Annotated in this window: 16 protein-coding genes; 11 read left to right on the top strand and 5 right to left on the bottom strand. The window is 73.8% G+C overall.

Going from position 1 to position 18,502, the window contains the following annotated elements; all coding sequences use genetic code 11:
- Positions 1-75 precede the first annotated feature (75 nt).
- From ACFVXK_RS19370 to ACFVXK_RS19355, 4 genes are all read left to right on the top strand, one after another.
- Entirely contained in the window at positions 76-513 is a 438-nt protein-coding gene (locus tag ACFVXK_RS19370; RefSeq protein ID WP_389613206.1) for a MarR family winged helix-turn-helix transcriptional regulator, read from the top strand.
- A 140-nt stretch (positions 514-653) separates the two neighbouring features.
- Positions 654-1,805 carry an alpha/beta hydrolase gene (locus ACFVXK_RS19365; protein WP_389613204.1) on the top strand — a complete coding sequence of 384 codons (1,152 nt, stop codon included), beginning with the start codon at positions 654-656 and terminating at the stop codon, positions 1,803-1,805.
- Positions 1,806-2,038: 233 nt separating this feature from the next.
- Entirely contained in the window at positions 2,039-3,118 is a 1,080-nt protein-coding gene (locus ACFVXK_RS19360) for an alpha/beta hydrolase (RefSeq protein ID WP_389613202.1), read from the top strand.
- Positions 3,115-3,906: a trypsin-like serine peptidase gene (locus ACFVXK_RS19355; RefSeq protein ID WP_389613200.1), complete on the top strand. Its 792-nt coding sequence runs from the start codon at positions 3,115-3,117 to the stop codon at positions 3,904-3,906. Before ACFVXK_RS19360 ends, ACFVXK_RS19355 begins: the two co-directional genes overlap by 4 nt.
- A 22-nt stretch (positions 3,907-3,928) precedes the next feature.
- On the opposite strand, the gene ACFVXK_RS19350 is transcribed toward ACFVXK_RS19355, so the two are convergent.
- The 3 genes from ACFVXK_RS19350 to ACFVXK_RS19340 form a co-directional block, all read right to left on the bottom strand.
- Positions 3,929-4,867 carry an EamA family transporter gene (locus tag ACFVXK_RS19350; RefSeq protein ID WP_389613198.1) on the bottom strand — a complete coding sequence of 313 codons (939 nt, stop codon included), beginning with the start codon at positions 4,865-4,867 and terminating at the stop codon, positions 3,929-3,931.
- Positions 4,868-4,911: 44 nt separating this feature from the next.
- Positions 4,912-5,721: an isocitrate lyase/phosphoenolpyruvate mutase family protein gene (locus ACFVXK_RS19345; RefSeq protein ID WP_389613196.1), complete on the bottom strand. Its 810-nt coding sequence runs from the start codon at positions 5,719-5,721 to the stop codon at positions 4,912-4,914.
- 213 nt (positions 5,722-5,934) lie between these two features.
- Entirely contained in the window at positions 5,935-7,047 is a 1,113-nt protein-coding gene (locus ACFVXK_RS19340) for a pyridoxal-phosphate dependent enzyme (RefSeq protein ID WP_389613195.1), read from the bottom strand.
- Between the two features lie 217 nt (positions 7,048-7,264).
- Between ACFVXK_RS19340 and ACFVXK_RS19335 the strand changes: the two genes are divergently transcribed.
- From ACFVXK_RS19335 to ACFVXK_RS19305, 7 genes are all read left to right on the top strand, one after another.
- Positions 7,265-8,842: a S8 family serine peptidase gene (locus tag ACFVXK_RS19335; RefSeq protein WP_389613193.1), complete on the top strand. Its 1,578-nt coding sequence runs from the start codon at positions 7,265-7,267 to the stop codon at positions 8,840-8,842.
- 176 nt (positions 8,843-9,018) lie between these two features.
- Positions 9,019-10,170, top strand: a complete 1,152-nt coding sequence (locus ACFVXK_RS19330; RefSeq protein WP_389613191.1) for a septum formation family protein — start codon at positions 9,019-9,021, stop codon at positions 10,168-10,170.
- 159 nt (positions 10,171-10,329) lie between these two features.
- Positions 10,330-11,082: a GntR family transcriptional regulator gene (locus ACFVXK_RS19325; RefSeq protein WP_389613189.1), complete on the top strand. Its 753-nt coding sequence runs from the start codon at positions 10,330-10,332 to the stop codon at positions 11,080-11,082.
- Between the two features lie 194 nt (positions 11,083-11,276).
- Positions 11,277-11,477 carry an SPOR domain-containing protein gene (locus tag ACFVXK_RS19320; protein WP_358895400.1) on the top strand — a complete coding sequence of 67 codons (201 nt, stop codon included), beginning with the start codon at positions 11,277-11,279 and terminating at the stop codon, positions 11,475-11,477.
- Positions 11,478-11,534: 57 nt separating this feature from the next.
- Positions 11,535-11,957 (top strand): (deoxy)nucleoside triphosphate pyrophosphohydrolase, encoded by a 423-nt coding sequence (locus ACFVXK_RS19315; RefSeq protein ID WP_389613187.1) that lies wholly within the window; start codon positions 11,535-11,537, stop codon positions 11,955-11,957.
- 154 nt (positions 11,958-12,111) lie between these two features.
- On the top strand, positions 12,112-12,540 hold the full coding sequence (locus ACFVXK_RS19310) for an ATP-binding protein (protein ID WP_389613248.1): 429 nt from the start codon (positions 12,112-12,114) through the stop codon (positions 12,538-12,540).
- Positions 12,541-12,784: 244 nt separating this feature from the next.
- Positions 12,785-15,349 carry a SpoIIE family protein phosphatase gene (locus ACFVXK_RS19305; RefSeq protein WP_389613247.1) on the top strand — a complete coding sequence of 855 codons (2,565 nt, stop codon included), beginning with the start codon at positions 12,785-12,787 and terminating at the stop codon, positions 15,347-15,349.
- A gap of 27 nt (positions 15,350-15,376) precedes the next feature.
- Here the strand turns inward: ACFVXK_RS19305 and ACFVXK_RS19300 are convergent, their stop codons facing one another.
- Positions 15,377-16,093 carry a PspA/IM30 family protein gene (locus ACFVXK_RS19300; protein ID WP_389613185.1) on the bottom strand — a complete coding sequence of 239 codons (717 nt, stop codon included), beginning with the start codon at positions 16,091-16,093 and terminating at the stop codon, positions 15,377-15,379.
- Positions 16,094-16,129: 36 nt separating this feature from the next.
- The gene (locus ACFVXK_RS19295; protein WP_389613245.1) at positions 16,130-18,199 is read right to left on the bottom strand and encodes a TPM domain-containing protein; all 2,070 of its coding nucleotides are present in this window, start codon (positions 18,197-18,199) and stop codon (positions 16,130-16,132) included.
- Positions 18,200-18,502: the final 303 nt, after the last annotated feature.

Below are 18,502 nucleotides of genomic sequence, written 5' to 3'. Positions count from 1 at the left end.
CGCTTCCTTCTGGGCGGTAGGGTTCGAAGAGTAGTTAGAGGTCTAATGATTGGCAAGGGTCATTAGGATGGCGCCATGACCTCCATGCCCCCCGAGGAGCGCATCGGTTCGCACGTCAAGCGCGCCGAACAGGCGCTGCTCGCGGCGAAGACAGCCGCCTGCAAGCCGGCCGAAGTAACGGTTCCGCAGTACGCGGCCCTGCTCTGGCTCGCCGAGAAGCCGGGCATCTCCGCCGCGGCCCTGGCCCGGCTCTGCGGGGTCACCGCGCCGACGATGAACACCGTGCTGAAGAACCTCCACGAGCGCGGCCTCGTCGAGCGCACCCCGCACGAGTGGCACCGCAACGTGCTGGAGACCCGGCTCACCGCCGAGGGGCGCGCCGCGATGGAGCTCGCCGACACGGGCGCCGTGCGCGTGGAGACGGCGCTCGCCGCCGCCTTCACCGCGGAGGAGCGCGAGCGGCTCATCTCCCTGCTGGGACGGTGCGCGGAGGCGCTCGACGCCCTCAAGTGAGCGGACCGCCATCCGGAGTTCCGCGCAAGTTTTTGCAGAAATTTGGAACGATCCGCAGAATTCGCTCATCAGGACTAACCAAGGGGATGTCCGCGTGCCGTCCCGCCCCGGGGCAGCCGAGACCGTTCGGAGCGAAGTTCGTGCATCAGTACCCTCAGCAGTCGTCCGGACACGAGCCCGCGCCGGCCGGGGGCCGCCGGAAGTCGCGGCGCGCGGTGTGGATCGGCGCGGGCGTCGCCGCCGCGCTGCTCCTCGGCGGCGGGGGCTTCGCGGCCTACAAGAACGAGTGGTTCGACGGCAACGGGCAGGCCGTCAGCTTCGGCAAGGACCACGCGCCCGCCACCGGCAAGGACGGCAAGGACGGCAAGGACGGCGGCGGCTCCGGGAAGAAGGCCGCGAGCCCCTCCGCCCCGCCGACGCCCACCGGTGACCCGGACGTGCAGCTCCCCGCCGGCCCGAGGTCGGAGTTCAAGCAGACGACCAAGCTCGACGACGGCACGGTCATCGCCAAGACGCGCCTGGCCGGGGCCAAGTCCGGGTTCGAGGGGGACGTCTGGGTCTGGGCCCCCAAGGAGTACGACGACCCGAAGTACGCCAAGAGCGCCTTCCCGGTCCTCATCGCCCTGCCCGGCGGCAACGGGTTCCCGGCCAATTACTGGTCCGACCGCAGCCTCGGCCTCCAGAAGGCGATCAGCGAGGGGGTCCAGGCCGGGACCAGCCTGCCGTTCGTCGTGATCATGCCGGTGCTCAACCCGGACAACAAGTACTACTACGACGGGGCCGACATACCCGGCCAGCCCAAGATGGGCACCTGGATCGCCGAGGACGTCCCCGACTTCGTCCGCACCAACTTCCGCACCTACAAGTCCCGCGACGGCTGGGCCTTCATGGGCTCCTCCTCCGGTGCCTTCGTCGGCATGAAGACGGTCCTGCAGTACCCGGACCGCTTCAAGGCCGTGATCGCCAGCGGCGGCGAGATCGTCCCGGACTCCCCGCTCTGGAAGGGCCACCAGGCGGAGATGGACGCGAACAACCCCGAGAAGCTGGCCGACAAGCTGATCAAGGCGGGCGGCCCGGACGTCTACATCAACTTCCAGATCGGCACCAAGGAGTCCGGCAAGGACCGGATGACGAAATTCGTCCAGCAGTACGGGAAGGGCCCCGTCAAGACGACCATCCGCGACATCCAGAACGGCGAGCACAACGGCTGGCACTACGTGCGCGGCATGAAGGAGGGCTCGCTGGAGTGGATCAGCAAGGTGCTGAAGGGCCCGAAGCCCGAGGCCGGCTGAGCCGGGCCCAGCCGAGCCGAGCCGAGCCGAGCCGGGCCCAGCCGAGCCGCGCCGGGCCGATCCGGGCCCCGCCGGAGCCGTACCGCACAGACGTCCGCCACGTGGCCCTCGCCACGTCGCCCCGGTCCCAGGCAACCCCTACGGTCGTTGACACCTCTGTAGAAGCGAAAAGGGGGACCAATCGGTCCGACCCGCGCCCAACCAGGGCGCCGGAGATGGAACGGGACACATCCGTGCAGTATGACCAGCAAGACGGCGGCGACGGCGGCGACGGCGGCCCCGCGCGCCGCCCCCGCAGGCGCCAGATCCTGATCGGCGGCGGCCTCGCCCTCGTCCTCGCCGCCGGCGGCGGAGCGGCGTACGGGTTCGGCCTCTTCTCGGACATGGGGGACCCCGTCTCCTTCGGGAAGATCCAGGAGTCGGCGGCGGCCGAGGACATCCGCCCGGGCGTGCTGATGCCCACCGGCCCGAAGTCCGAGTTCGTCCGCACCAGCCGGCTCCCGGACGGCACGCAGATCGCGATGACCACCCTGACCGGCAGGAAGTCCGGTTTCACGGGTGACGTGTGGGTCTGGGTCCCCAAGGAGTACGACGACCCGAGGTACGCCAAGAGCGGCTTCCCCGTCCTGATCTCCCTGCCCGGCGGCCGCGGCTACCCCAAGAACTACTGGGGCACCGGACCGGGCCTCGGCCTCCAGCAGGCCGTGATCGACGGGGTCAAGAAGGGCACCAGCCTCCCGTTCATCCTGGTCATGCCCGTGATCAACGCCGACACCAAGCACCACTACGACGGCTCCGACATCCCCGGCGAGCCCAAGATGGGCACCTGGATGGCCGAGGACGTCCCCGATTTCACGAGGGCCAACTTCCGGACCTTCACCTCCCGCGACGGCTGGGCCTTCATGGGCTCCTCCTCGGGCGGTTTCGGCGCCTTCAAGCACGTCCTGAAGTACCCCGACCGCTTCAAGGCGGCCATCGCCAGCGGCGTCGACTTCGTCCCCGATTCCCCGCTGTGGAAGGGGAACCGGCAGGCGATGGACGAGAACAACCCCGAGAAGCTCGCCGAGCTGCTGATCAGGGAGGGCGGCCCGGACGTCTACATCAACTTCCAGATCGGCACCAAGGAGAGCGGCCGGGACCAGACCGAGAAATTCATGAAGGAGTACGGGAAGGGCCCCGTGCACACCCGGCTCCAGGTGATCCAGGATGGTGAGCACAACGGAAAATCGTATGTACGCGGTATGAGGGAGGGCTCCCTGGAGTGGATCAGCAAGGTGATGCAGGCACCCACACCCGACCCCGGCGTGCGATGAGCCAGGCGGTGAAGGGGGCGGCGGCAGCGGCCGCCGCCGCGGGGATCGTGGCGGTGGCCGCCGCCGTGCTCCTCGGGGCGTCCGGCGAGCAGCCGGTGCACCCCTTCCCCACCGTCGGCGTGCTCATGGCGAACGGGGAGCACTGGTGCACGGCGAGCGTGGTCGACAGCCCCCGGGGCAACGTCGTCGCGACCGCCGCGCACTGCGTGGCCCCGGCCGGTGAGGACGGCCGGCCCGGCGAGGCCGCGCACGACGGGCTGGCCATCGGCGAGCTCTCCTTCGCCCCCGCCTTCTCCGGCGAGGGCTCGGGCACCCAGCCCCTCGGCGTGTGGAAGGTCCGTTCGATCCACGTGGACGAGCGCTGGACGAAATGGGGCGACGAGACCGCCGACTTCGCCTTCCTCACCGTCGAGCCGGACGGGAACGGGCGCAGCCTCCAGCAGCGGGTCGGGCTGGGCGAGGCGCCCAAGCCGGACTGGACCTCCGGGTACGAGCGCGAGGTCACGGTCGTCGGCTACCCCGAGTCCGACCACAACCCGCAGAACAAGCCGGTCTCCTGCACCACCCAGACCCGCCACGACACCGACGACCCCGACATGCTCTACATCAGCTGCGCCGGCTTCTGGACCGGCACCAGCGGCAGCCCCTGGATCGCCGACCGCGGCGGCACGGGCCAGCCCGGCCGGCTCATCGGGGTGCTCAGCGGCGGGGACACCGACGTGGACTCCACGGCCGCGCTGTACGACGAGAAGGCCAAGGCCCTCTACGACGCGGCGGCCCGCGGCTGAGCCGGACCGCCCGCCACCGCCCTCACTTGCGCCGCTCGGTACTGACGATCACGCCCACCGCCGCCACCACGATGGCACCGCCCAGCACGATCGGCAGGGTCAGCGGCTCGTCCAGGATCAGCCAGCCCAGCGCCACGGCCACCACCGGATTGACGTACGCGTACGTGGCCACCAGCGACAGCGGCGCCGCCTGGAGCAGCCACGCGTACGCGGTGAACCCGACGACCGAACCGACCAGCACCAGGTAGCCGAGCGCCAGCCAGGAGGCGGTGGAGAACGCGCCGGGGTCCAGACCGCGCTGCTCGCCGCGCAGCAGCCCGACCACCACCTGGGCGGCCCCGCCCCACAGCATCTGGTAGACGCTGCCCGTGAACGGGTTCCCCGGCAGCGGCAGCCGTCCGGCGGAGAAGGAGCCCAGCGCCCAGGTCACCGACCCGGCCACGACCAGCAGCACGCCCGACAGCCGGACCTCCCCGCTGAGCCCCGGGCTGGTCAGCACCGCCATCCCCGTGAGCCCCACCAGCACCCCGGCCAGGGTGCGCAGGGGCGGCCGGTCCCCGGTCGCCGTCCGCAGCACCACCACCCACATCGGCACCGCCGCCACCAGCAGCGCGGCCAGCCCCGAGGGCACGGAGGTCTCGGCCAGGACGACCAGGCCGTTGCCGCCGAGCACCAGCAGCAGGCCGACCACCAGCGTCGACCCGAGCTGCGCGCGGGTCACGCGCAGCGCGGACGGCCCGAACCGCCAGGCGACGATCCCGGCCAGGACCAGACCGGCGGACAGGAAGCGGACACCGGCGGACAGGAACGGCGGCATGGTCTGCACGACGATCCGGATGCCGAGGTAGGTCGAGCCCCAGACGACGTACACGAGGCCGAGGGCCGTCCAGACGGCCCCGCCGGTCCCGCGCTGGGGGGTGGCGGGTGCCGCCGCCGGCTCCGCCGGTATCGAGGTGCTCATGGCCGGATCCTACGGACGGTGGCGGATGCACGCTCCTCGGTTTCTCAGCCCTTGAGCAGGGCGTTCAGCTCGCCGTACGGGAGGGAGCCGTCGAGGGAGCCGTAGGTTCCGCCGGTGAGCAGCTCCTCGGTGGCCCGGCGGGCGACGGCGTACGCGGCCTCCGCCACCCAGGAGCCGAGGCTGACGCGGGCCACGCCGAGGGCGCCGAGCGCGCCGACGGAGGGGGCGCCGGGCCCGACGAGGACGTTGAGCGGGGCGTCGATGCCGCGGGCGAGCTCCGCGATGACGGCGGGGTCGGTGACCCCGGGCACGAAGACGCCCGTGGCTCCGGCGGCCAGGTAGGCGGACGCGCGGGCGAGGGTCTCGTCGAGGCGGGTCGCGCTCTCGCCGAGGCCGAAGAGGTAGGTGTCCACGCGGGCGTTGATGTACAGAGGGACCCCGGCGGCGTCGGCGGCGGCACGGGCGGCGGCCAGGCGCTCCGCGTGGTCGGCGGGGGCGCGGGTGCCGTCCTCGATGTTCACCCCGACCGCACCGGCGGCGAGCACGCCGGCGACGGTCTCCCCGACCCCGGCGGCGTCGGCGGCGAAGCCGCCCTCGATGTCGGCGGTGACGGGGACGGAGACGGCGGAGGCGATCCGCGCGACCAGGTCCAGGGCCCGGTCCCGCGCGAGCGCGTCCCCGTCGGGCGCGCCGAGCGACCAGGCGACCCCGGCACTGGTCGTGGCCACGGCCGGGGCCCCGGCGGCCTCGACGATCCGGGCGCTGGCCACGTCCCAGGCGTTGGCGAGGGGGAGCGGGGCGGCGGGGGTGTGCAGGGCGGTGAAGGCGGCGGCCTTCTCGTGTGCGGTGGTCATGGGGGTAGTCCAGCAGAACCGGCCCGGGCCGGCTGGCGGTTTTCCGACGTGGACGCGGGGCGGGGGCGCGGGTGGGGGACGCCGCGCGGAGCCGGCTCCCCGGCTCGGTCGCCGGCGGGGCTGATGTCCGCCCCGCCGGCGATCGGGGCGCCGGGTCCGGGGGCGGGGCCCCCGGTCCGGGGGCGGGGCCCCAGGAGGCCCCGCGCAGCGGGATCAGGGGGCCAGGCCGGACTTGGCGCCCGCTCCGCACAGGGGGAGGACCGCCGTGCGGCCTTGGAGGGGGTCTTCGGGGGCGCCCGGGCCCACCGCCGCCCAGCAGGCCGCGGCCGTCGGCTCGACGAACAGGCCCCGCCCGGCCAGGTCCCGCTGCGCCGCCCGCACCCGCGCGTCCGTCACCGTGAGGATCGTGCCGCCCGACTTCCGCACCGCCGCCAGGATCTGGCGGGCCCGCGGCGGCGCCGGGATCGCGATGCCCTCGGCCAGCGTCGGCCGCTGCGGCACCGGCTCCGCCTCCTCCGCCCCCGCGGCGAAGGCCGCCGCGAGCGGTGACACCGCCTCCGCCTGCACCCCGACCAGCGCGGGCGCCCGTACCCCCCGCCGGCCCAGCTCCGCCACCGCCAGGGCCGCGCCCAGCAGCAGCGTGCCGTTGCCCACGGGGACGACGAGCACCTCGGGGAGCCGGTCGCCCAGGGCCTCCCAGACCTCGTACACGTACGTCTTCGTGCCGTGCAGGAACCAGGGGTTGAAGACGTGGCTCGCGTAGAAGACCCCCGGCTCGTCCGCCACCGCCCGGGCGGCCTCCGCCGCGGCCTCGCGGCCGCCCGGTACGACGCGCACCGCCGCCCCGTGCGCCCGCATCTGGGCGGTCTTCTTCTCCGAGGTGCCCTCGGGCACGAAAACTTCACAACTCAGCCCGGCCCGCGCGCAGTACGCCGCGACCGACGTGCCGGCGTTCCCGCTGCTGTCCGCGACCACCCGCTCCGGGCCCAGCCGCCGGGCCAGCTCCGCCAGCATCACCGCGCCCCGGTCCTTGAAGGACAGCGTGGGCATCAGGTAGTCGAGTTTGGCGTGAACGCGGTCCCCGAGCGGCAGCATCGGGGTGTGCCCCTCGGACAGGGTGACCGAGAACGCCCCCGGCAGCGGCAGCGCCGGCGCGAACCGCCACAGCGAGTGCGGGCCCGCCGCCGGTTCCAGGGGGATGGCCGGATCGGGCGTGAAGTCGAGGTCCCACGGGCCGCCGCAGACCGGGCAGCACCACGGGGCGGTCCGGACATCCGCGCGCGTGCCGTCCTCCGGGCAGACGTAGTCGGGAAGTGCGTGCGTCATGTGCGGAGCACCTTTGCTCGTTCATGGCTGTCGTATGGCACGGATGTTACGCATCCGTGGGGCTCTTGTGGGATGACGCACGGGTGGGTCAACCTTTTTGAGACGGCGGCCCGTTGGGCCCAAGGGATTGTCATGTCCACGACTAAAAGCGATCCCGTGCGCCCGCCGCCGGCCCGCACCCCCACGCAGCGCACCGCCAATGAGGAGGACCCCTCACATGTCCGTGATGCGTCACACCCGCCGGAAGACCGCCGGCATCGCGACCGCCGTCGTGGCCCTCGCGCTCGGCGCCGCCGCCGCGTTACCCGCCTCGGCCGCCTCCGCCTCCGACGGTGGCGCGCAGGGCGTCGTCGAGAACGCGGGAGTCGCCGGGGCCGTCCCCGGCAGCTACATCGTCACGCTGAAGGACTCCGCCGCCCGCTCCACCGCCGACAGCGGCAAGGCCGTCGCCAAGCGGTACGGCGCGAAGATCGACCGGACCTACAGCGCCGCCCTCAACGGCTACTCCGTCGAGGTCTCCGAGGCGCAGGCGAAGAAGCTCGCCGCCGACCCGGCCGTCGCCTCCGTCGTGCAGAACCGCACCTTCACCGTCGACGCCACCCAGCCCGGCCCGCCCTCCTGGGGCCTGGACCGGATCGACCAGCGCGCCCTCCCCCTCGACCAGAGCTACACCTACCCCGACAAGGCCGGCGAGGGCGTCACCGCGTACATCATCGACACCGGCGTCCGCATCACCCACCAGGACCTGGGCGGCCGCGCCTCCTACGGCTACGACGCCATCGACAACGACAACACCGCCCAGGACGGCCACGGCCACGGCACCCACGTCGCCGGCACCGTCGCGGGCAACAGCTACGGCGTCGCCAAGAAGGCGAAGATCGTCGGCGTCCGCGTCCTGGACAACAACGGCTCCGGCACCACCGCCCAGGTGGTCGCGGGCATCGACTGGGTGACCCGCAACGCCGTCAAGCCCGCCGTGGCCAACATGTCGCTCGGCGGCGGCGCCGACTCCGCGCTCGACACCGCCGTGCGCAACTCCATCGCCTCCGGGATCACCTACGGCGTCGCGGCCGGCAACGAGTCCACCGACGCCTCCACCAAGTCCCCGGCGCGCGTCGCCGAGGCCATCACCGTCGGCGCGACCACCAGCACCGACGCCAAGGCGAGCTACTCCAACTACGGCTCGGTCCTGGACGTCTTCGCGCCGGGCTCCTCCATCACCTCCTCGTGGGGCACGGGCGACACCGCGACGAACACCATCTCCGGCACGTCGATGGCCACCCCGCACGTCGTGGGCGCGGCCGCCCTCTACCTCTCGCAGAACCCGTCGGCCACCCCGGCGCAGGTCCGCGACGGCCTGGTCGCGGCGGCCACCCCGAACGTGGTGACGGGCCCCGGCACCGGCTCGCCCAACCGGCTGCTGAACGTGGGCGCCGGCACCACCCCGCCGAGCGGCCCGCGCTTCGAGAACACCGCCGACTACGCGATCAACGACAACGCGACGGTCGAGTCCCCGATCACCGTCAGCGGGGTCTCCGGCAACGCCCCCGCGACGCTGGGCGTGTCGGTGGACATCAAGCACACCTACATCGGCGACCTCAAGGTCGACCTGGTCGCCCCCGACGGCACCCTCTACAACCTGCACAACCGCACCGGCGGCAGCGCGGACGACATCGTCAAGACGGTCACCGTCAACGCCTCCTCCGAGGTGGCCAACGGGGTCTGGAAGCTGCGCGTGAGCGACAACGCGGCCGCCGACACCGGCAAGATCGACTCCTGGGCGCTGCAGTTCTGACCCGCCCGGGGCCAACGGGCCCGCGACCGGCCCGGATCGGGCCCGGGGCGCGCTGAGCCGAACGCGGGGGCGACCGGGCATCCGGTCGCCCCCGCTGCGTACTATTTCGGGCATCCGTTCGTGCGGGGCCGTCCGCGCGCAGCCGTTCCGAGCCCCGTGATGGAGCACCCCAGCCGGTGAGCACCCCGCCCCCGCAGCCGCCCCGTCCCGCCGGCCCCGGCCCCTCCTGGCCGCCGTCGCCGCAGCCGGGCTGGGGGCCGCCGCCCGGACCGGCCGGGCCGCCCGCGCTCAACGGCTTCGCCCTCGCCTCCCTGCTGGTCGGACTGCTCTGCTTCCCGCCGCTCGGGGTGGTCTTCGCCCTGGTGGCGCTGGCGCAGATCGGGCGCAGGCGCGAGCGGGGCCGGGCGCTGGCGGTCGCCGGCCTGGTGGTCTCCCTGCTGACGTCGGCGGTCATGCTGTACGGGCTGGCGAGCTACACCCGGCCCTTCCTGGAGCGGCTGGACCCGTCGCGGCCGGTGTCGGTGCCGGAGCCGGTCGAGGGCCAGCTGACCGACACGGGCCGACTGCACGCGGGCGACTGCTTCAACGTCCCCGGCGGGGACCTCCTGGACGAGACGCCCTTCACCTACCGCACCGACTGCGCACGGGTCCACGACGGCGAGGTCACCGCCGCGACGACGCTCGGCCCCGGCCCCTTCCCCGGCGCCTCGAAGCTCAAGGACACCGCCACGGAGGCCTGCTGGAAGGCGCAGGACGCGTACGCCATGGACACCTGGGCGCTGCCCGACTACGTGGAGATGTACTACTTCGCCCCCACCCGGGAGGCCTGGCGCGCGGGCGACCGCCGGCTGATCTGCCTGATCGGCACCTCGGGCCAGGAGCACAAGGGCAGCCTGCGCAACGACGCGGGGACGCTGAACCCCGAACAGGTCTCCCTGCTGACCGCCCTCAACGCGGCGGACGGCGCGCTGGGCAGCGCCCCCGAGCGGGAGCTCGACGAGGCGCTGCCGGAGTACCGGACGTGGGCCGGGCGGGTGGACGGGGCGCTGGGCGCGGAGGAGCTGGTGCTGCGCGACGCGGCCGCCGCGCACCCGGAGGCGGGGGCCCGGCTGGGGGAGCTGGCGGCGGCGCGCGCGCAGTGGCAGCGGGCGGCCCGGGCGGCCCGGCCGGCCGACTTCCGGCAGGCGTGGGACGCGGCGGAGGGGGCGCTGACCGCCGGCACGGAGAAGGCGCTGCGGGGCGCGTACGGATTGTCGACGCGGGTTCCGGAGTGGCTCCAGGAGGGTCAGGGAGGCTCGGGGCGGGGTCCCTCGTCCGACTCGGCCTGAGGAGGTCGGAGGATGTCGAAGGGCCTTGGGATGTAACGCTCGGTTACGGGTTTGAGTGACCAGGCTTCATCACATCGGGTGAAACTCTGGCCCGCACTTGCACAGCTCAACGGTCGGTTGCCAGGGTGTAGCTGTCTGTCAACCTGATGGGAGTGGCCCGTGACTTTCGGTGAGCAGCCGGCCTATCTTCGTGTCGCCGGGGATCTGCGGCGGAAGATCGTCGACGGGTCCCTGCCCCCGCACACCCGGCTCCCTTCCCAGGCCCGGATCCGCGAAGAGTACGGCGTGTCCGACACCGTCGCGCTGGAGGCGCGCAAGGTCCTGATGGCGGAGGGCCTGGTCGAGGGCCGCTCCGGCTCGGGCACGTACGTGCGCGAGCAGCCCGTCCCGCGCCGGGTGGCGCGCTCCGGCTACCGCACGGGCGGGGTGTCGACCCCGTTCCGGCAGGAGCAGGCGGAGTCGGGGGCGCACGGCACGTGGGAGTCCAGCAGCGAGCAGACGGCGGCGCCGGCGGAGATCGCCGCGCGGCTGGGCATCGAGCCGGGCGACCGGGTGATGCGGACCCGGTACGTCTTCCGTGACGCGGGCGAGGCCATGATGCTGTCCACCTCCTGGGAGCCGCTGTCCGTGACCGGCCGGACCCCGGTGATGCTGCCGGAGGAGGGTCCGCTGGGGGGCTCGGGGGTGGTCGACCGGATGGCCGCGATCGACGTGGTCGTGGACAACGTGGTCGAGGAGGTCGGCGCGCGGCCGGGGCTGGCCGAGGAGAACATGACGCTCGGCGGGGTGCCGGGGCACGTGGTGCTGGTGGTGACGCGGACGTACTACGCGTCGGGGCGGGCGGTGGAGACGGCCGATGTGGTCGTCCCGGCCGACCGCTACCGGCTCTCCTACCATCTGCCCGTGCGCTGACCACGCGTTCTCCGGCGCCGCCGGGGCTCGTTCCGCGAGCCCGGGCGGCGCTTTCGCACGCCTGGCCGGATGCGTACGCCCCCCAGGTACCTCTTCGTGAAAACCCGTATCCGCTCAGTGAAGGTCGGGCGTAAGCTCGGGCATATGCGCAATGCGGTTTCCTGGGCAGGAACATCGGCGGAGGGTGGAGCGCGATGAACGACAGCGGTGCCCTGCTTCCATGGCTGGTCATACGTCAGGACGACAACGGCAACCGCTACCGGGTGGGCCGGTACGCCACCCGGGCCGAGGCCCAGAAGGTCGTCGACGGCTTCGAGGACCGGGGGCACAAGCAGCTCTACTGGGTCGAGCGGATCGGGCAGGCGGACAGCAGCCCGGCCGCCACGAGGAATTGAAGGCGGGAGTCGAAGGCCCCACAGGGCCTGACATACGGCCTGGCATAGGCTCCGTCCATGACTGTACGCGTGGTCGTGGGCGGAGCCCTCTGTCGTGACGGGCGCCTGCTGGCCGCCCGCCGCAGCGCACCCCCGGAGCTCGCCGGCCGCTGGGAACTCCCCGGCGGGAAGGCCGAGCCGGGCGAGACCGTCCCCGAGGCGCTGGTGCGCGAGCTGCGCGAGGAGCTCGGCGTCGAGACCGAGGCGCTGGAGCGGATCCCGGGGGAGTGGCCGCTGAAGCCCGGCCTCGTGCTGCACGTGTGGACCGCCCGGCTGCTCTCCGGCGAGCCCGCCCCGCTGGAGGACCACGACGAGCTGCGCTGGCTCGCCCCGCACGAGCTGGACTCCGTCGACTGGCTCGACCAGGACCGGCCCTTCGTCGCCGAAGCGGGCCGCAGGATCGCCGGCCAGGGAGCGGACGGGGCGCACCGGAGCGCGTGAGGGTCCCGTTCTAGGCCGTCTGCGCCACAGTGCGCCGGTGGGTGGGGGATCGGGTGGTACGGCGCCCCGAATATCGGGTATGTCGCTATTAGTCCCTATCTCGTCCCCCATTCGTCCCCGACGAACCTGACTGGGGTCGCTGGTGGCCCGGGAAGTGATCGGCGTGATCGACACAGACGGTGAATGTGCCGAGTGGGCCTTCCCCGCCGAGCCCGGTGCCGTCCGCACCGCCCGCCACGCCGTGCGCGGCGCCCTCCGCTCCTGGGGCCTGGACGCCGTCGGCGACGTGACCGTCCTGCTGGTCAGTGAGCTGGTCACCAATTCCCTGCGCTACGCCTCGGGCCCCATCGGAGTCCGCCTGGAGCGGCGCAATCCCGCCGTCCCGGGCCTCACGGGCGGCCCGGCGCTCATCGTGGAAGTCTCCGATCCGCTTCCGGATCCGCCCCGCGAACGGGTCGCCGACGCCGACGACGAGGGCGGCCGGGGACTGCACCTCGTCGCCGTCTCCGCGCGCCGCTGGGGGACCCGGCACGGGAAGTCGGGGAAAACCGTGTGGTTCGAGTTGGCTCTTCCTGGTGAGTAACAAGGAGAAGGGCGAGAAGGGCGGCAGGGGTCTCCCGGAGCGCGTCGGGGATGACCGCCGGACGTGGCCGGAAAACAACGGGACCCTTTTGTGATCGTGAACGCCGTGCCGTACGCGGCCGTGGTGCTGAATACTTCGGTCATGGCCGGTCCGGTTGCGGTGAGCTGGAGGGGACGGTCGCGTGAGCGAGATACCTGCGCAGGCACATCAGACCCGAGTGCCCGGGGAGTCGTGGCACGACTCCATGTGGCACAGCAGTCCGCCTGGCTCGATATATGACTACATAAAGGTCGCGTCGTTCTCGATCGGCCCGGACGGGCTGGTCGACCAGTGGAGCCTGCGCGCCGAAGAACTGTTCGGACTTCCCGCAGCCCAGACCGTGGGCCGCGATCCGGTCGAGGCCTTCATGCCGCCCGAACTGCGCGACGGCGGACACCGCAAGGTCGCGGAGATCCTCGACGGCAAGGAATGGACCGGCCTCGTCCCCTTCCGCATCCCCGGCGGCACCGGCGCGCACGGCGTGGCCGAGATCTACGTGATGCCCACCCAGACCGAGACCGGCGAGCGGGCCGCGCTCTGCGTCGTGGTCGACGTACGCGCACTGCGCCGCATCGAATCCGACCTCGCCGCCTCGCAGGCCATATTCGGCCAATCTCCCTTCGGATTCCTCCTCTTCGGCACCGACCTCACCGTGCAGCGCGCCAACCGCCGCTTCGCCACCGTGTTCGGCGGCGCCGTCGAGGCCCACCGAGGCCGCACCGTCCACGACTACCTGCCCGGGCACGAGGCCGACCGGATGACAGCCGCCCTGCGCCGGGTCCTGGAGACCGGCGAATCCGTCACCGACCTGCGGATCACCGGAGCCGCCCCCGGCAGCCGCGAGAACCGCCACTGGTCCATCAACCTCTACCGCGTCCACGACGGCACCGGCCGCCCCATCGGCGTCGCCGGCCTCGGCACCGACGTCACCCGGCGCCACCTCGCCGCCCGCGAAGCCGCCGGCGTCCGCCGCAACCTCGCCCTCCTCAACGAGGCCGGGCACCGCATCGGCAACTCCCTCGACCTGGAGACCACCGCCCGCGAACTCCTCGACGTCACCGTCCCCGGCTTCTGCGACCTCGCCGCCGTCGACCTCTACGAAGCCCTCCTGACCGGCGACGACGACCGCCCCGCCCGCCCCCAGGGCCCCGGCCTGCCCTCCCTCCCCGGCCAGGGCGCCCGCCGCGCCCCCTCCGCCCCGCTCCGCCGCGTGGCCTTCGCCTCCGCCGTGTCCGACGCCCCCCTCTCGGGACCCGGCGCACCCGCCGCCGTGGGGGAGACCCACCGCTACCCGGCCGCCTCACCCGGCGCCGTCGCCCTGCGCACCGCCCGGACCCGCCTCATCGACGGCGGCGGCTCCGACGACCGCGTCCAGTCCACCCTCATCGTCCCGATGGTCGCCCACGACACCGTCGTCGGCCTCGCCCAGTTCTCCCGCACCAAGGGCAGCGAACCCTTCGGCGAACGCGACCGGGCCGTCGCCGTCGAACTCGCCGCCCGCGCCGCCGTCTGCATCGACAACGCCCGCCTCTACCGGCGCGAACACGAACGCGCCCTGATCCTCCAGCGCAGCCTCCTGCCCCCCGGCGACCCCGAAGCCGCCGGCCTCGACATCGCCTGCCGCTACCTGCCCGGCAACGCCGCCACCGAGGTCGGCGGCGACTGGTTCGACGTCATCGAACTCCCCGGCCACCGCACCGCCCTGGTCGTCGGCGACGTCATGGGACGCGGCCTGCGCGCCGCCGTCGCCATGGGCGAACTGCGCACCGCCGTACGCACCCTCGCCCTCCTCGACCTCGAACCCGCCGAGGTCCTCACCGCCCTCGACGAGGTCGCCCGCGGCCTCGGCACCCCCGGCGGAGCCCAGCAGGCCTCCCGCTCCGCCCTGCACTCCCGCGACGCCGACCGCTCCGAGGTCTACCTCGCCACCTGCGTCTACGCCGTCTACGACCCGGTCACCCGGCGCTGCACCATCGCCAACGCCGGCCACATGCCCCCCGTCCTCGTCGAACCCGCCGAGGACGGCGCCGCCCCCCGCCCCGGCCTGCTCCTGGAGATCCCCACCGGCATGCCGCTCGGCGTCGGCGGCGAACCCTTCGAGGAAGTCGAGGTGGAACTCCCCGAGGGCGCCCTGCTCGCCCTCTACACCGACGGGCTCGTCGAATCCCGCGACCACCCCCTGGAGGAGGGGCTGCGCGGACTGCGCGGCGCCGTCGCGAACCCGGGCCGCCCCCTGGAGGAGGTCTGCGACCAGGTCCTCGACACCCTCCACACCCGCCACGGCGAGGACGACATCGCCCTGCTGATGGCCCGCGTCCAGGGCCTGCCCGTCGAAGCCGTCGGCGACTGGCAGCTCCCCCGCGAGGCCCGCTCGGTGGGCCGCGCCCGCGAACTGGCCCGCGCCAAACTGCCCGCCTGGGGCCTGGAGGGGCTCCTCGACACCACCGAACTCCTGGTCAGCGAGCTCGTCACCAACGCCCTGCGGTACGGGGAGGGCGAGATCCGGCTCCGGCTGCTGCTCGACCGGACCCTGGTGTGCGAGGTCTGGGACGCCAACCTCGCCCAGCCCCGCCGCCGCCGCGCCCGCGACACCGACGAGGGCGGCCGGGGCCTGCAACTGGTCGGCCTGCTCTCGGCCGGCTGGGGCACCCGGCGCACCCACCGGGGCAAGACGGTCTGGTTCGAACTCCCGCTCCCCATGCCCGGCGCCGCCCCGGACGAGACCGGCACCGCACTCTCGGCGGAGCAGCTGCTGGACATGTACGGGTAGGGGAGTCCTGGGCCGTCCTCTGCCGTCCTACGCCGTCCTCGCCTTCAGGGCGGCCAGCCGGGCCTCGACCTCCGAGGCCCGGCCCAGCTCCTCCAGCGACTCGAACTGCGCGTCCAGCGAAGAGGCCGCCAGCTCCTGCCGCCCCAGGGCCATGGCCTCCTCGCGCCGCACCTTCTCCTCGAAGCGGTGCAGGTCGCTCGTCGGATCCAGCACGTCCATGTCCTTCACGGCGTCCAGCATCGTGTTCTGCGCCCGGGCCGTCCGCGCCCGCGCCACCAGCTCGTCCCGCTTGGCCTGCAGCTCCGTCAGCTTGTCCTTCATCGAGGCCAGCCCCGCCTTGAGCCGGTCGACCACCTCCGTCTGCGCGGCGATCACCGGCGCCGACACCTCCGCCTCCTTCTCCGACCGCAGCTGCCGGCCCAGCGCCACCTTCGCCAGGTTGTCGAACCGGTCCGCCTCCGTCGTCGCCCCCGACCCCCGCAGCCCGTCCGCCTTCCGGCTCGCCGCCAGCGCCTTCGCACCCCACTCGGCCGCCGCGTCCACGTCCTCCTGGTGGTCGGCCTCCAGCATCCGCAGGTTCCCGATGGTGGTGGCCACCGCCTGCTCGGCCTCCGAGATGTTGTTCGCGTAGTCGCGGATCAACTGGTCGAGCATCTTCTGCGGATCCTCCGCCTGGTCCAGCAGCGCGTTGACGTTGGCCTTCGCGAGCTGGGTGACACGGCCGAGGATGGTCTGCTTGCTCATGGGTCGGTCCTCCCGGGGAGTCGATGGATACGCCGTTCAGAAGCGGCCGCCGCCGCCCATGCGGCCCCGGGTGCCCTCCCCGCCGAAGGAGCCCGGGCCGCTGCCGCCCCCTCCGCCTCCGAAGCCGCCGCCCCCACCCCCGAAGCCGCCTCCGCCGCCGCCGAAGCCGCCGCGGCCGCCGCCGCGCAGGAGCTCGCCGAGGATGATCCCGCCGAGCACCGCCCCGCCCCGGCCGCCTCCGGCCCGCTGCCCGGCGTACGGGTTCCGGTACGCCCGCACGTCCTGCTCCGCCAGCCCCTGCGCCTCCCGCGCCAGGGAGTCCGCCCGCTGCGCCTGCGCCAGCGCCCCCGCCGGGTCCCCGTCCGCCAGCGCCGCCGACCGTTCCAGCCGCCGCTGCGCCTCCGCCAGCCGGGTGCGGGCCTCGCTGCCCACGGCACCCCGGCTGGTGGTGACGTAGTCCGCCGCCGCGCCGATCGCACTGCGGGCCGACCACTGGGCCTGCTCCAGCAGCGCCGCCGCCCGCCGCCGCCCCGACTCCTGCTCCCGCGCCCCCGCCAGGGCCTCGTCCAGCGCCGCGTCGGCCTCCTCGACCCGGCGCAGCGCGTCGATCGGGTCGTACCGGCCGGCCGCCTCCTCCCGCCGCACGTCCGCCAGCACGGACTCCGCCCGGCCGATCCGGCCCCGCAGGTCCGCCGTGGAGGAGCCCGCCGTGGTCCCGGTCAGCAGGCCGCGCGCGTCGGCGAGGTCCGTCTCCGTCTCGGTGAGGGCGCCCGGCAGCTTCCCGGCGGCCTCCGCCAGCTCCTGCGCACGCCGCTCCACCGCGTCCACCAGCGTCGCCGCCTGGTCCACCGCCCCCTCGGCGGCCCGCACGTGCACCGCCGCCCGGCCGCCGTCCCCGCCGTCCAGCGCCGCCCGTGCCTCGCCGAGGCTCGTCGTCGCGAACAGCAGCCGGTCCTCCGCCTGTTCGGCGTGGGAGGCCACCGGCGCCGACGCGGAGTCCGCGTACCGGGCGGCCAGGGCCGTCAGGGTGGCCGCGGCCGTCGTCGTCCGCCCGGTCAGCTCCCGGAAGCGGGCCTCCACCGCGGCCAGGGCCTGCGGGGCGTTCTTCACCAGGTCCCGGAGCCGGTCGAAGGCCGCCGACTCGGCGTCCAGCCGCCGGTTCGCCTCCGCGCAGCGGGCCAGGACCTCCTCCAGCATCCGGCGGCGGGTCGCGTCGTCCTCGGGATGGGCGTCGTCCAGCTGCTGGCGCAGCCGGAACGCCTGCGTCAGCTCACCCTTCGCGTACTCCACCGCCGCGGTGAAGGAGGTCACGGCCTCGTCGCCGAACTGAGCCGCCGCGAAGCCGAGTTCCTCGGTGCTGGTCCGCACCGCGTCGTCGGTCTCCACCAGCAGGGTCCTGGCCCGCGCGTCCACCTCCGGCAGCGGAGCCGGCTCCGCCCGCCGCCCCTCCCACCCGGGGTGCGCGGTGGCCGTCCCCCGCCCCCCGGCCCCGCCGCCGCGCTTCCGCCGCCGGCTCAGCGCGTACGCCCCGAGCGCCCCGGCCGCGCCGACGGCGACCACCGGGAGCACGTAGTCCCCGACCCCGCCACCCTCCCCCTGCGCCACGCCACCGCCCGGGTTCGCCGGACCGGGGGTGATGGCGGGCACGGGGACGCGCTTGCCACCGAGCACCGCGTCGTAGCCGTCGGCCGCGCCGATGGCGGCGCCCGCCCAGTCGTTCTGCCGCAGGGCGGGCTCGATGGCGGTACGGGCGACGTCGGTGAGCTGCGCCTGGGTGAAACCGGAGTCGACGTCCGCCGAATAGGCGTACTGGCGCGTGCCGGTGGCCACCGCGAGCAGCACGTCGTCCTGTCCGAAGCCGTTCTTCTGGGCGGTGGCGTCGGCCCAGCTCTGGGGGGAGCGGCCGGAGAAGTCGTGCACGTAGGCGACGAACAGCTGGATCCGCCGGTCGGAGTACAGCCGCTCCAGCGCGGCGGTGACGGCGGCCCGCCGGTCCCCGAGGGCCCCCACCCGGTCGGTGATCTGCCCCTGCTCCAGCGCCACGGGATCCTCGGCCCGGGCCTCCACCCCACCCCCCACGCCCACCCACCCGGCAACCACCAGCAACACGGCGCCGAGCCGCAACACACAGCGGCCTCGCGCCCGGGCCCGGCTTCTGGAGGGGTGCACATTCGGGAGCGTATGGGCGCTTCCACACCCCCGCACCCGGAAGGCGCGGGGGCGTATCCCACCGTGCCGTGCCGACCAGCTGCCCGGTACCGGGGAGGGGCGGGACCTCGGCGAGCGGTCTCAGGGAGGGTTGGGGGCTTCCCGTCAGTCTCATCGTCCTTCCGCGTCGGGCCGGCCTGTCAAGGGCGCTCCTTCGTCGCGTCGCTTCGCGATCGCCTGCGGCGACCCTTGACAGACCGT

It is taken from the genome of Streptomyces sp. NPDC058157, from assembly GCF_042884105.1.
Classification (GTDB): domain Bacteria; phylum Actinomycetota; class Actinomycetes; order Streptomycetales; family Streptomycetaceae; genus Streptomyces.
Note: the sequence above shows the minus strand (reverse complement) of the source record. Positions and strands in the feature narration are given on the sequence as shown.

Coding starts and splice junctions, on each gene's coding strand:
- ACFVXK_RS19300 (WP_389613185.1), bottom strand. CDS start 16,093: ATGAGCAAGCAGACCATCCTCGGCCGTGTCACCCAGCTCGCGAAGGCC.
- ACFVXK_RS19355 (WP_389613200.1), top strand. CDS start 3,115: ATGAGCCAGGCGGTGAAGGGGGCGGCGGCAGCGGCCGCCGCCGCGGGG.
- ACFVXK_RS19370 (WP_389613206.1), top strand. CDS start 76: ATGACCTCCATGCCCCCCGAGGAGCGCATCGGTTCGCACGTCAAGCGC.
- ACFVXK_RS19305 (WP_389613247.1), top strand. CDS start 12,785: ATGTGGCACAGCAGTCCGCCTGGCTCGATATATGACTACATAAAGGTC.
- ACFVXK_RS19350 (WP_389613198.1), bottom strand. CDS start 4,867: ATGAGCACCTCGATACCGGCGGAGCCGGCGGCGGCACCCGCCACCCCC.
- ACFVXK_RS19335 (WP_389613193.1), top strand. CDS start 7,265: ATGTCCGTGATGCGTCACACCCGCCGGAAGACCGCCGGCATCGCGACC.
- ACFVXK_RS19320 (WP_358895400.1), top strand. CDS start 11,277: ATGAACGACAGCGGTGCCCTGCTTCCATGGCTGGTCATACGTCAGGAC.
- ACFVXK_RS19345 (WP_389613196.1), bottom strand. CDS start 5,721: ATGACCACCGCACACGAGAAGGCCGCCGCCTTCACCGCCCTGCACACC.
- ACFVXK_RS19315 (WP_389613187.1), top strand. CDS start 11,535: ATGACTGTACGCGTGGTCGTGGGCGGAGCCCTCTGTCGTGACGGGCGC.
- ACFVXK_RS19340 (WP_389613195.1), bottom strand. CDS start 7,047: ATGACGCACGCACTTCCCGACTACGTCTGCCCGGAGGACGGCACGCGC.